At 69.7% G+C, this 12,245-nt stretch carries 12 protein-coding genes; 5 read left to right on the forward strand and 7 right to left on the reverse strand.

All coding sequences use genetic code 11. The features are described from left to right. Positions 1-30 precede the first annotated feature (30 nt). Positions 31-1,155, reverse strand: coding sequence for a phosphate ABC transporter substrate-binding protein PstS (gene pstS / locus KI385_RS26330; protein ID WP_238574644.1), 1,125 nt, complete (start codon positions 1,153-1,155; stop codon positions 31-33). 473 nt (positions 1,156-1,628) lie between these two features. Between pstS and KI385_RS26335 the strand changes: the two genes are divergently transcribed. Together KI385_RS26335 and KI385_RS26340 are read left to right on the forward strand one after the other, a co-directional pair. Then, positions 1,629-2,759, forward strand: a complete 1,131-nt coding sequence (locus KI385_RS26335; RefSeq protein ID WP_238574645.1) for a C40 family peptidase — start codon at positions 1,629-1,631, stop codon at positions 2,757-2,759. A 295-nt stretch (positions 2,760-3,054) separates the two neighbouring features. Continuing rightward, the gene (locus KI385_RS26340) at positions 3,055-4,479 is read left to right on the forward strand and encodes a PP2C family protein-serine/threonine phosphatase (RefSeq protein WP_238574646.1); all 1,425 of its coding nucleotides are present in this window, start codon (positions 3,055-3,057) and stop codon (positions 4,477-4,479) included. 65 nt (positions 4,480-4,544) lie between these two features. Here the strand turns inward: KI385_RS26340 and KI385_RS26345 are convergent, their stop codons facing one another. The 3 genes from KI385_RS26345 to KI385_RS26355 all read right to left on the reverse strand — a co-directional run bounded on the left by KI385_RS26345 (position 4,545) and on the right by KI385_RS26355 (position 6,188). Further along, complete coding sequence (locus KI385_RS26345) at positions 4,545-4,889, reverse strand: DUF2516 family protein (RefSeq protein ID WP_181923886.1); 345 nt, start codon at positions 4,887-4,889, stop codon at positions 4,545-4,547. A gap of 204 nt (positions 4,890-5,093) precedes the next feature. After that, positions 5,094-5,708: a hypothetical protein gene (locus KI385_RS26350; protein ID WP_238574647.1), complete on the reverse strand. Its 615-nt coding sequence runs from the start codon at positions 5,706-5,708 to the stop codon at positions 5,094-5,096. A 33-nt stretch (positions 5,709-5,741) separates the two neighbouring features. Next, positions 5,742-6,188, reverse strand: a complete 447-nt coding sequence (locus tag KI385_RS26355) for a helix-turn-helix domain-containing protein (protein ID WP_128509903.1) — start codon at positions 6,186-6,188, stop codon at positions 5,742-5,744. A 357-nt stretch (positions 6,189-6,545) separates the two neighbouring features. On the opposite strand from KI385_RS26355, the gene KI385_RS26360 reads away from it, so the two are divergent. Further along, complete coding sequence (locus KI385_RS26360) at positions 6,546-7,424, forward strand: GNAT family N-acetyltransferase (RefSeq protein ID WP_238574648.1); 879 nt, start codon at positions 6,546-6,548, stop codon at positions 7,422-7,424. 556 nt (positions 7,425-7,980) lie between these two features. Here the strand turns inward: KI385_RS26360 and KI385_RS26365 are convergent. The 3 genes from KI385_RS26365 to KI385_RS26375 all read right to left on the reverse strand — a co-directional run bounded on the left by KI385_RS26365 (position 7,981) and on the right by KI385_RS26375 (position 11,145). Then, positions 7,981-8,913 carry a putative protein N(5)-glutamine methyltransferase gene (locus tag KI385_RS26365; protein WP_238574649.1) on the reverse strand — a complete coding sequence of 311 codons (933 nt, stop codon included), beginning with the start codon at positions 8,911-8,913 and terminating at the stop codon, positions 7,981-7,983. A 329-nt stretch (positions 8,914-9,242) separates the two neighbouring features. Further along, positions 9,243-9,953, reverse strand: a complete 711-nt coding sequence (locus KI385_RS26370; protein WP_238574650.1) for a DUF6882 domain-containing protein — start codon at positions 9,951-9,953, stop codon at positions 9,243-9,245. Between the two features lie 73 nt (positions 9,954-10,026). Further along, positions 10,027-11,145, reverse strand: coding sequence for a DUF6461 domain-containing protein (locus KI385_RS26375; RefSeq protein WP_238574651.1), 1,119 nt, complete (start codon positions 11,143-11,145; stop codon positions 10,027-10,029). 218 nt (positions 11,146-11,363) lie between these two features. On the opposite strand from KI385_RS26375, the gene KI385_RS26380 reads away from it, so the two are divergent. Both KI385_RS26380 and KI385_RS26385 read left to right on the forward strand, forming a co-directional pair. Next, positions 11,364-11,783, forward strand: coding sequence for a hypothetical protein (locus KI385_RS26380; protein WP_238574652.1), 420 nt, complete (start codon positions 11,364-11,366; stop codon positions 11,781-11,783). Then, a complete protein-coding gene (locus KI385_RS26385) occupies positions 11,780-12,151 on the forward strand; it encodes a transcriptional regulator (RefSeq protein ID WP_238574653.1) in 372 nt (123 codons plus the stop codon). The genes KI385_RS26380 and KI385_RS26385 overlap by 4 nt, the downstream gene beginning before the upstream one ends. The last annotated feature ends 94 nt before the right edge of the window (positions 12,152-12,245 follow it).

Raw genomic sequence — 12,245 nt, forward strand, 5'->3', positions numbered from 1 at the left:
CGGCGAGGACTCAGGCCGCCACCCGGATGCTCAGGAGATCTTGGCGACGGTCGCGCGGACCTTGTCGGCGATCTCGGTGGGCAGCGGGGCGTAACCCAGCTCCTTCAGGGCGGCCTGGCCGTCCTTGCTGGAGACGTAGGTCAGGAAGGACTTGGTGGCGGGCAGCGTCTCGGCCTTGTTGCCCTTGTCGCAGGCGATCTCGTACGTCACCAGGGTGATCGGGTAGGCACCCTCGGCCTTGGTGGTGTAGTTGAGCTGCAGGGCCAGGTCATCGCCCTTGCCGACCTGCTTGGCCTCGGCGATGGCCTTGGAGGCGTTGTCCACGGTGGCCTCGACCGGCTCCTTGGCGCCGGTGTTCAGCTTGGCCGTGGGGATCTTGCCGGAGGTCGCGTAGGACAGCTCGAAGTAGGAGATCGCGCCGCTGGTCTGCTTGACCTGCGAGGAGACGCCGGCCGAGCCGGACGCCGCCTGGCCGCCGGTGCCCTCCCACTTCTTCGCCGGCTCGTGCTTCCAGTCGCCGGGGGCCGCGGCCTTGAGGTACTTGGTGAAGTTGTCGGTGGTGCCCGAGTCGTCGGAGCGGTGGAACGCCTGGATCTTGAGGTCCGGGAGCTTCGCGTCCGGGTTCAGCTTCTTGATCGCGGCATCGTTCCACTTGGTGATCTTCGAGTCGAAGATCTTCGCCAGGGTCTGGGCGTCCAGCACGAGGTTGTCCACACCGGGGACGTTGTAGCCGACCGCGATCGGGCCGCCGACCATCGGCAGGTCGATGGCCTGGCCGCCCTTGCAGAGCTGCTTCGACTTGGTGACCTCTTCGGGCTTGAGGGCCGAGTCCGAGCCCGCGAAGGCCGTCTGGCCCTGAAGGAAGGTGGTCACGCCGGCGCCGGAGCCGGTCGGCTGGTAGTTGATCTCGGTGTCCTTGCAGGCGCCCGAGTAGTTCTGCACCCAGACGTCCATGGCGTTCTTCTGCGCGGACGAGCCGGACGCGAGCAGCTTGCCCTTGCCCTCACACTTGATGTTCGAGGCCTTGGCGGAGCCGCCGCCGCCGCTGGCGCCGGCGGTGTCGTCGGAGCCGCACGCCGTCAGGGCCAGGGCACCGGAGACGGCGAGAGCGCCAACGGCGAGGGCGCGAACCCGGTTCTTGCGCTGAAGCTTCACTGTCGGGAATTCCTTCCTGGGGCGCGCCGCTTCGTCGGCGTGCGAGGTGATGAGGTCTGTGGTGACCGCCGTGGGGGTGCGGTGTCAGCTAGCCGTGTCGCGCTTGCCGTTTGGGCGTGACGCGCACTCGGTACGGCCGAAATTAGGCAGATCAGGTGAAGCGGTCGATGGAGGAGAGTGAACGTACGGTGAACCTCGGCCATCAGATGGGTGCGGGCCGCGAGTCGCTCGCACGCTCGTACCAAGAGGCCTCCCGGGCGGATCGCGGCCGGTCCGCCCGGCAGGCGCTAAACGGCCCGTCGCCCTGTTGAATTACCGGTCGGTATGGCAGCATCCGCGCCTGAGGAACACACGAATCGGTGCGGAACGACCGGAGGTGGCTGGTGGGGAGCCAGGGGGCACGGCAGGGCGTTCGGGGCGTACGAGGTGTACAGGGCGCATGGGGCGTATGGGGTATACGGGGCGGCCGGGTGGTGGCATGCACCGCCGTCGTGCTGTGCGCGATGGGGTTGCTCGGGGGGACGGCGACGGCGGCCTACGCCGATGACCCGAAGAACCCGGCCGCGGAACCGGGGCGGACCGCGGACTCCGGACCGTCCACGGATTCCCGGGATGACGCGGACTCCGACGCCCAGCACCTGGACGACGTACGCAAGAAGATCGACGCCCTCTACCGCAAGGCGGAGCAGGCCACCGACGCCTACAACGCCGCCAAGGAACAGGTCGAGCTCCAGCAGAAGGAGATCGTCAAGCTGGCGCGCACCATCGATTCCACCCAGCAGAAGCTGGCCGCCCTCAAGCGGCAGGCGGGCGCGCTGGCCAGTGCGCAGTACCGCGGCGGCGGGCTGCCCTCCGAGGCGAAGCTGATGCTCAACGCCGACCCGGAGGCTTTTCTCGACAATGCCACCCTGGCCCGTAAGGGACAGCAGGCCGCCAGGCGCGTGATGAGTCAACTCGCGAATCTCAAGGGCGACTTGGAGAGCTATTCGGACTCCGCCACGGACCGCTGGGAGCGACTGGAGGCGAACCGTAAGAAGAAGGAAAGCGCCCAGCGGGACATCAAGAAAAAGATCGAAGCGGCAAAGAAGCTGGAATCCCGGCTGGCCGCCAAGGAAAAGGACCGGCTGAAGAAGCTGGAGGACGAGCTGGCCTTCAAGCAGCAGCAGAAGTGGCTCGACTCGGGCGTACTGAAAGAGATCAGCAACAAAGCATCGGCCCCCGGCAAGAAGGCGATTTCGTACGCCACCGCACAGATCGGCAAGGATTACGTGTGGGGCGCGGAAGGGCCGGACACCTTCGACTGCTCCGGGCTGACCCTGCGGGCGTGGGAGGCCGGCGGCCGGACGATTCCGCGGACCTCGCAGGAGCAGTGGCGGCAGCTGCACCGGGTCGATCTGAAGGACATGCGGCCGGGCGATCTGATCATTTATTTCTCCGACGCCAGCCATGTCGGGATGTACATCGGGGACGGCGCGATCGTGCATGCGCCGCGGCCCGGCCGGCAGGTGACGATCACCGGCGCCGGTTCGATGCCGATCCTCGGCGTCGTACGGCCCGATGGTGACGCCGGCCACGATGACGCACATCACTCGGGCAATAAATGACCGGATTGTTTCCTATCGGAGGGTTGTCGGTGCGTAGCTGAATGCACTCAAGCGGGGTGATGTTCGTCATTCCGCATTCCGCCCTCCCCAGGTCAAATGGCTTATCGGGTGCGGCATATGACGATGGCCGATTGCCGTCGGCCATTCCATACCGCTCTGTACTGACGCTATGGTCGCCTCTCAGTGCCCGGTGTGTGCCCCGCTCATTCGACCGACGAGCGACATGGAACCGGGCACGGTGGAGCGCCGGTCGGCGCCCGCCGTACCCCTCGGGGGGAGGGAAGGAAGCAGACCAATGCCCGTACCCGTACCGCACCAGCGGGCGGTCGTGCTGCCGCATCAGGCAGGACCGGCGGACGACGCCTGCGCGCAGACCGCGCGGGTCGTCGGCGCGCCGGGCGCGGGGGACGTGACGGCCCAGGGCACGAGCGTCCCGGCGCACGCCGCCGGCCAGGCGCCGCAGGGCCTCAAGGAGCCCGAGCAGCCGCACCTGGTCGAACAGCGACTTTCGGCCGACCATGGATCGACTCATCAGGGCCTGACCCTGCTCCTCATCGGCGAGGACCCCAACAGCCATGTCCCCGAAATGTGGGACTGGGCCGGCCGCAAGGTCCGCCTGCGCACCGCCCGCAACCTCACCGAGGCCGAGCGGCTGCTCACCGACGACGTGCACTGCATCCTGCTCGACCTGCCCCCGGCCGAGCCCGGTGGCCGCGCGGAACGTGACACGGGACACGACGGGACCCCCGGCGACGAGCTGGGCATGCTGCGTGACGTCCTGCGGCTGGCGCCCTCGCACGCCGTGCTGGTGCTCACCTACGAGACGGACGCCCAGCGCGCCGCCGATGCCGTACGCGTCGGCGCCCAGGACTACCTCTTCCGCGACGAGCTGGACGGCGCGGTGCTCAGCCGCGCGGTCCGCTACGCCGTCGAACGCAAACGCGCCGACCTCGCCCAGCGCCAGCTCACCGAGTCGCGGATGCTCGCCCAGGAGAACGCCCGCCTGGAGCGCGGTCTGCTGCCCACGCCGCTGCTCGACGGCTCGGATCTGCGGTTCGCCGCCTGCTACCGCCCCGGCCGCAGCCGCGCGCTGCTCGGCGGCGACTTCTACGACACCGTCCGCACCCCGGACGGCACCGTCCACGCGATGATCGGCGACGTCTGCGGCCACGGCCCGGACGAGGCCGCCCTCGGCGTCGAGCTGCGGATCGCCTGGCGCGCGCTGACCTTCGCCGGGCTGTCCGGCGACGAGCTGCTCGCCACCCTCCAGAAGGTCCTGGAGCACGAGCGCGCGGACGACGAGATCTTCGCGACGCTGTGCACCGTCGACATCTCCGCGGACGGCCGGCGCGCCGGTCTCTGCCTGGCGGGCCACCCCGCCCCGCTGCTGGCCCGCGCCGGTGAGCAGCCGCAGCTGCTGCCGTACGAATTCGGCGGCCCGGCGCTCGGCCTGCTGCCCAACGCCCGCTGGCCGCGCCGGCAGGTGGAACTGGGTGGCTCCTGGAGCCTGATGATGTACACCGACGGCCTGATCGAGGGCCGGATCGGTGACGGCAACAAGCGCCTGGGCCAGGACGGCATGGCCGAACTGGTCAGCCGCCAGATGGCGGCCGGTCTCCAGGGTGAGGAGCTGCTGGACGCGTCGGTCAGAGAGGTGCGCGACCTGAACGGTGGCGAGCTGACGGACGACGTGGCCGTACTGCTGCTGGACCGGCGGTAACGGGACGCACGTCCCTGCGGGTGCGGCCCGGCGCCACCGGCTCCCGGTGGCCCCGCCGCGCCCTCTCAGCGCCCGCCGTTATAGGGCCCGTACGGCCCGTCCGAGCTGGAGCCGCCGCGACGCGGTCCGCGGCCACCGCCGGAGACCTCCCGCAGCGCAGGACGCACATCGACGGTGTAGACGATCACGGCGATGACGCCGATGATCGGCAGGAACGACATGATCGGGAGAATGAACAGCAGCGCCGTGGCAAGGGCGAGGAAGATCAGCCACATGCCCTTGGTCTGCTTGCTCGCGGCGCGGTAGGCGTCCTCGCGGCGCACCCCCGCGTCGATCAGCATCACGGCGGCATAGATACCCAGGGCGAGCTGCACCCAGCTCAGAATGCTCTGGAACCCGTAAATCAGCACGCCATCCACCGCCCGTTCGCCAGCCGTGTCGTATCGGTCCTCGGCGGTCCACTGCCGCCATCGGGCCCCACCGTACCCGGACAACGGGCCGGGCACCTGAAGTGTGCCCGGCCCGGCCCGTGAAACGGCGTCCTCACCGAAAGGTGAGCGAGCAGATTCCGGATCGGTACGCGAGTGCGGCCCGGCCCGGCGCTCGCTTCGCCCTCACTTCGCGGACGGCGGGGTGCTCTTCTTCGCCGGCGCCGGCTTGCGCGGCGCGACCGGCTTCTTCGCCGCGGCCGGCTTGGTCTGCGTCGAGGGGGTGGCCTTGGCCTCCGCCTTGGCCCCGTTCGCGGTCTCGGTCCTCGTGGCGGGCTTGCTCGCCGCCTTCGCCGGCTCCGGCTCGATCGCCACCGCCAGGTCCTCGGCCCGGTTGGCGGCCTCGCCGCGCCAGGTCGCCACCGCGCCACGGCCGCGCTCGGCCAGCTCCTCATAGCCCTCGCGGGCCCGCACGGCGGTCTCGGCGACCCGGCCCACGCCCTGCAGCGCCAGCTCCTGCGCCTGGTCGCGGAACTTCTTGAGGTCGCCGTCGAGCGAGTCCAGCAGCTCGGCCAGCTTCTCCTGGGCGTCCTTGGCCTGCTTGGTGACCAGCGCCTGGACGTCCTTGGAGTCGGTGCCGCGGACGGACTCGAAGCGCTTGGGCGCCTCGCTCCGGATCTTCTCGACCAGCTGCGGCACCTCGCCGAGCTTCTCGGCAGCCAGGTCGACGGTGCCGGCCAGCGCGTACAGCGGGGTCGCGTCGGTCAGGGCCTTGCGGAGGTCATCGGTGTTGATGGCCATGACGTTATTCCTCCTGGAAACGAAGTCGGTTGCTCAGGTGGCGTGCGGGCCGCCGTCGGCCTCTGTCTCTCGGGAGTCCGTACCGCGTCCGTTCTCATGCCCGCTCGCAGCGCCGTCCTCGCCGCCGCTACCGAGCCCGTTCTCCTTGCGGAAGGACTCGTAGATCTGCAGCAGGACCTGCTTCTGTCTCTCGTTCAGCGACGGGTCGGTGAGTATCGCGGTCTGCACCTCGACCCCGTCCAGACCACGCCGCTCGTCCAGAATCCCGGCCTGGACATACAGCGTCTCGGCGGATATCCGCAGCGCCTTGGCGAGCTGCTGAAGGATCTCCGCGCTCGGCTTGCGCAAGCCGCGCTCGATCTGGCTGAGATACGGATTGGACACCCCGGCGGCATCCGCGAGCTGCCGCAGACTCAGCTGCGCGGTGCGCCGCTGCTCCCGCAGGAACTCGCCGAGATTGCCGACGTTGAGTGATGCCATGACTCGATACTGCATCCTCGTGCTAACTATTGCAAGCAAGCGCTAGCAAAAGTGGTACGGACGGGGTGGTGGGCCGGCCGCCGTCCGGTGGGGCCTGTTGTCCTTCCTGGCATATCTGCGGCTTCCCGAGTCGTTCGGCCTTCTGACCCGGCGAACCTGGGCACGGGGCTGAGCCCGGCCCGGTTCCGAGGTCCACCGTCTGGCTGTCGGCGTCCGCCTCTACAGTCGCCCGCGACTGAGCCCTCGTACCTTGCCGCGACCCAGGAGTCATACGAGCCCCACCTGCCCCCGGCGGGTCACGGCCTCGCCCTGGCGGAAAACCATGGGGCACACCTACGGCATGGGGAAGCATGAAGCATGCGACCGGATGACTGGCACCTGACCGAAGACGTCGACGACTTCCTCGCCCGAGCCGGAGACTTCCTGCGCTCACGGCCCGCCCTGCACACCACGCCGCTGACAGTGATCGAGAAACTGCGAACAGGCGGGGCGGACACATACGGCGCCGAGGCCCCCGTCTTCGGCCGACTGGAGCGAGCGGGCAAGGTCCGCGCCACCTTCTACCGCCTCCCGTCCCGCGGCCTGAGTCCCACCCCCCTCACCCCCGAGCATGCCGACACCCTCGCCGCCCACCTGGCCGCCCTCGGACACTCCCTTCCCTACGTCAGCGCGGCCCACAGCACCGCCACTGCTTTCGCCGAGGCATGGCAGCGGCACACAGGCGCGACGCCGACACTCAGCAAGCGGATCCGTCTGTACCGCCTCGGCACACTCACCCCACCGGAGCCGCGCCCAGAGGGCCGGGGCCGAGTCGTGGGCGAGCAGGACCATGAGCAACTCGTACGCTGGTGCGGCGAGTTCGTCGACACCGTCGGAGAAGTCCCCGCCGTGGACGCCGCCTCCTGGGCCGGCTCGCGCTTCGCCGACAGACACTTCACGTTCTGGGAGACCCCGGACGGCGCTCCCGTCTCCATGGCGGCCGTGACCTCCATGATTGCCGGAATGGTCCGGGTGGACCCCGTCTACACCCCGGCCCACCTCCGGGGTCGTGGCTACGCGGGCGCCGTGACGGTCGAGGTGAGCAGGGCCGCGCTGGCCGCAGGCGCGACGGACGTCGTGCTGTACGCCGACCCGGCCAACCCCACCAGCAACGCCCTCTACCAGCGCATCGGATACGTCCCCGTTACCGACTATGCCGTGTACGACTTCGCATGTGCCGCACCGGAAGTCGGTTAAGAACCAACGAACTTGGGGTGCAGGACGCCAGCAGCGAGATCACCAAGCGCATGCTCGACGCGATCGAGCTCGACCACGCCGCTCAGCAGCCCCAGCCTGATCGCCCCCGCGCCGGCGCGCCCGCAGACCGAAGGCAGCCTGAGCGAGAGGGAGCCTTGGAAAGCCCCGGTCCGGCTCCTGCCGCTTCCCCTGCCGCCGGTCCACGGGGAGGTCCTCGGCTGGTATCTGCACCGCCTCGCCACCGCCAACCACGTGACGCCGGGCCGACTGGAGATCACTGATGCCGGTGACAGCGCCGGACGACTACGACGCCCTACGGGACGAGTCCCACCGGAACTGAAAAACACCAGGCCACAGCCATGCCGTCAGACAGAACAAGTGGGCCACGCCAAGCTCGCACACGAGCAGGCTCACCGCCCTGCAGATCCACTGGGCCACCCGCCCCGAGCCGTCCCGGCGGAACTGACAAAGCCCAGCTCAAAGGCGCCTCATCAATTCGGATCTATGGGGAACGGACAGGGGTGGTGGGCCGGCCGCCGTCCGGTGGGGCTTGTCCTTATGAGGCCCCTGCCACCTCATCCCCTCCCGCTCCCTCTTCGGCGGGCAGGGTCCCGATGATGACCGTCGCGTACAGCTCGTCGCAGCTGGCCACCTGGGTGAGCAGACCGTTGCGGGTGAAGGCCTCCACGGCGTGCGGCACCTGCCGTTCGCTCGTCTCGACCAGCAGATGGCCGCCCGGCGCCAGCCACTGCGGCGCGGCCGCGGTCACCCGCCGCAGGACGTCGAGCCCGTCCGTGCCGCCGTCGAGTGCCACCATCGGCTCGTACTCGCGGGCCTCCGGCGGCAGCAGCCCGACCTCTTCGGTCGGTACGTAGGGGACGTTGGCGAGCAGGATGTCGATACGGCCCCGGAGGCCGGCGGGCAGCGGGTCGAAGAGGTCGCCCTCGTAGACCTCGCCCCCGGCGGCGGTGACGTTACGGCGGGCGCAGCGGACCGCGGCGGGCTCGATGTCGGCCGCGTACAGATCGACCTGTTCCAGGCCGGCGGCCAGTGCGGCGCCCACCGCGCCGGAGCCGCAGCACAGGTCGACGACGACCGTGCGCCGGTGCGTACGGGCGGCGGTGGCCCGGGACCCGAGTCGGACGTTCCGGGGGCCGAGGCCGACGTTCCGGAGCCCGAGGCCGACGGCTTGGTCCACGAGGAACTCGGTGCGGCGGCGCGGCACGAAGACGCCCGGGTCGACGGCGACCCGCAGGCCGTAGAACTCCGCCCAGCCGAGGACGTGTTCAAGCGGCAGACCGCCAACGCGCCGTTCCACCATGGCGGCGAGATCGTCCGGCGTACGCGCCGTGGAGAGAAGCAGCTCCGCCTCGTCCTCGGCGAAGACACAGCCGGCGGCGCGCAGTTCGGTGATGACGGCGGCGCGGGAGAGCGGCGAGGGGAGGGGAGCGGCGGGAGGGGTGGAGACAGGTGACGGGTGGGGCGGCATCTGAGGTGACGATGGATGAGATGACTGCGATGGGTGAGGTGCCTGCGACGTGTGAGGTGCCTGCGATGTATGAGGTGACGACGGCGTGTGGAGAGACGACGGCGTGTGAGATGACGACATGTGAGCCTTTCGGGCGCCTGGGGCGCTTCCGCGGATCACGTCTGTCGGGCGGTCACCTGAATCGGTCTGACCGAACGACGTGAGCCGGGAGCACCTGCCTGGTCTGGCGGGGAATCGGTCTCACCTCCTCGGTCGGTCCTCTGCTGCTCGGCAACACTACCTGACCTGGGCCGCGGCACACAGACCGGTGTCGTGCGCTCCCTGGGAGCTCAGCGCGCCGCCGGCCCGCTGATGGCACCGACCTCGACCGAACCGATGCGTCCGGCGTCGTCGAAGGAGACCTCGACCGTCGTGCCGGTGGGCAGGTCGGCGCTGATCCGGCCGGGGCCGTGGCGCTGCGGGAGCTTGTGGTGGCCGAAGTAGCCGGCCACCACCGCGTGTGCCGAAGTGGCGTGTACGCCCGCGCCGGTGAGCAGGATCCGCGGCAGTGTCACCGGGTCGGGCGCCGCCCAGGGGACCTGGGGGTCGTCCGGCACCAGGTACAGCCGGGCCTCCGGACTTGCCTGGACGCCTATGTAGCCGGCGGCGCCCAGCACGCCCATCGCCCCGAAAGCGAGGGTCTCGACGGCCATCCGCGGGTCCGCGCACGCCGACAGATCGACGAGCTCCTCGGTGAACTCCCGGATGCCGTGCGTATGCCCGAACTGCCGCACCGCCTCGGCCGCGCCGACCGCCGGCATGTCCCGAAATCCGGGATTGGCCCATCCCCACAGCCATGAGCCGTCGGACTCGTCATAGCTGCCGAGGATGGAGATCCGCAGGTCACGGCCTGACTGGCGGTAGATGCACCGATCCAGGTCGGCGGTCCAGGGGCCGGTCGGCAGGAAGGCGTTGAAGGTTTCGAGCTGCTCGGCGCCCCAGGCGGCATGCGGCTCGGTGAGGCGGACGAAGGCGTCGCTGAAAGGGGAGTTGGAGTTCACGCGGACCGACCTTAGCGAGTGCGGGGGAGGCGCTCCTCGACAGACCTCCGTCCGCGCTGCTGCGGACCGCCCGTCATCTCGCCGTCTCCAGCTGCGGCGTCTCTCGGATCGGGGCGCTGCCGCACACGAAGGGGGTGTTCTGGAGGAGCTCCGGGGTGAGGGTGACGCCGGTCAGATGCTGGGCGAGGGCGAAGGCGGCCGGAAGGGCGTGCTCCGAGCCGTCGAAGTGATCGGAGACGACGAAGTCGCCGGTCTCCTGGGTCTCCTGGGCCTCCAGGGCCGGCGGGGCTTCCGTGGCGTCCCGGGCTTGCGGGTCGAGCGGGAAGCCCATGCCGCGCATGACGTCCAGGAGCGCGTCGGGGGTGCTGCCGCCGCGGCTCTCGGGGAATGTCGGCTCGAAGCAGAGGCGGTTGGTGGTGTCCTCGGCCCAGAGGAAGGTGTCGACGCCGTTGATGTTGGCGAAGTGTGAGATCCAGCGGGTGCCCGAGGAGGCCGGTAGTGCGCGTTCCTCGGTGACGCCCAGGTAGCCGTTGGGCTCGATCGCCACGGTCCAGCGGCCGACGGTCGTCAGGGCGATGAGCTGCCGAGTGCCGTCGGAGCGTCCGAGGAGGTCGAACGCGGCGTCGACGACAGCGGTGGTGCCGGTCGGCCCCGTCGCGTAGAGCGGTTCCTCCCGCCCGCCCAGGCGGCGCAGCAGCTCGGCGGGCGGCAGGCCGTGTGCCAGCGTGATGCAGTACGCCTCCGCGAGGTCCGGGAAGCGTTCCTCGAACCACAGGTGGTCGCGGTACGACGGGGGCGCCGCCGCGGCGCGGAGGGATCGGCCCAGAGAGCCGGTGAGCAGGCGCGGATGGCGGCGCCACCACCACAGCTCCGCCCGCGGCAGACGGCGAAATCGCGCCAACGCCTGGCCGTCGTCGTCCACCGTCGCCGCCACGAATCTGTCGTCCAGCGCCCTGATCCTCGGCGTCCAGAGAAGCAGCAGGTGTTCGTCGAGCAGCAGCCAGGCCTCGTGCAGCCAGTTACGGCAGGAGAGGTCGTTGGTGTACTCGTCGACGGTGTCGGAGTAGCCGCGCTCCACGGCATCCACCAGCCAATTCCACCGGTCCACCATCTCCGCGACGGTGAACGATGCGCGCCGGCCCCGCCCGCGCAGCAACGCGCCGACGGCGGCCTCGTTGTCGTGCGTATCCATTGGCGGCGAGCTTGCCACGCCATCGTCCGCCGGGCATCGGGATATCCGCCGACGGGCGTCGCAGCCCCCCCGCTGTCGCGGTCCCCGCCGTCCATCTCCGCCACCCCCGATCGATTGACTGGAAAGTACTTGTCAGATTGGAAAGTACTTGTCACGATGAGGGTGCGAAGCAGGAGCAAGTCCGAGAAGGACAAGCAGGATCAGGCAGGGGGACTGACATGTCGGAGTGCGCAGCGAAGGACGCGGCGGCCGCGCTGGCCCGCGCGCAGGAGCTGAGTTCAACGGTCCGGGCCGGTGCGAAGTGGTACGTCCGGTACCAAGTGGTCTACGGCTGCGCGGCAGCCGTCGTGGTGCTCGCCATAGGGCTGTTGAGCCGGCCTTACGGCGTGGCGATCGGCGTCGGCTTCTGGGGTCTCGTGGTCGCGGGGCTGTCGGTCTATTCGGCCCGGCAGCGCGTTGCCCGGCGCGGGTTCGGGCGGTGGCATGCCAGCATGATCATCGCCTGGGGGCTGCTCTATGCCGCGGTGCTGGTGCCCGGGAGTATCTGGTTCCCAGGGGTTGTGGCGTGGTGGGTGCCCGGCGCGGTGGTGGTTGCCCTTCCCGGCCTGATAGGCGGTTACTTGGAGGCCCGGCGGTGACTGATCCGCACGACAGAACCCGTCCGCACCACGGATCCCATCCGAGTCACGGATCCGATCCGAGTCACGGATCCCATCCGCGCCACGGACTCGACGAGGTGATTCACGCACCGGTCCGCTTCTCCATCGTGGCGACCCTGGCGGCCGCCGACAAGGCCGAGTTCGCTTTCGTCCGCGATACCGTCGAGGTGAGCGACTCGGTCCTGTCGAGGCAGGTCGCCACCCTGGAGAAGGCCGGCTATGTCGCCGTCACCAAGGGGTACGTAGGCAAGCGTCCGCGCACCTGGCTCGCCCTGACGGCCGACGGTCGCGCCGCCTTCGCCGCCCACTGCCAAGCCTTGCGGGCGATAGCGGGAGATGACGCCTGAGCCGGCTCTGTTGACTTGGAGTGCGCTCCAACTCATACCGTCCTGACGGGATCACGGGACGGGCCCGAAATGAAGGCCCAGGGATCAGGGACCC

Source organism: Streptomyces inhibens (genome assembly GCF_022221585.1).
Taxonomy (GTDB): Bacteria; Actinomycetota; Actinomycetes; order Streptomycetales; family Streptomycetaceae; genus Streptomyces; species Streptomyces inhibens.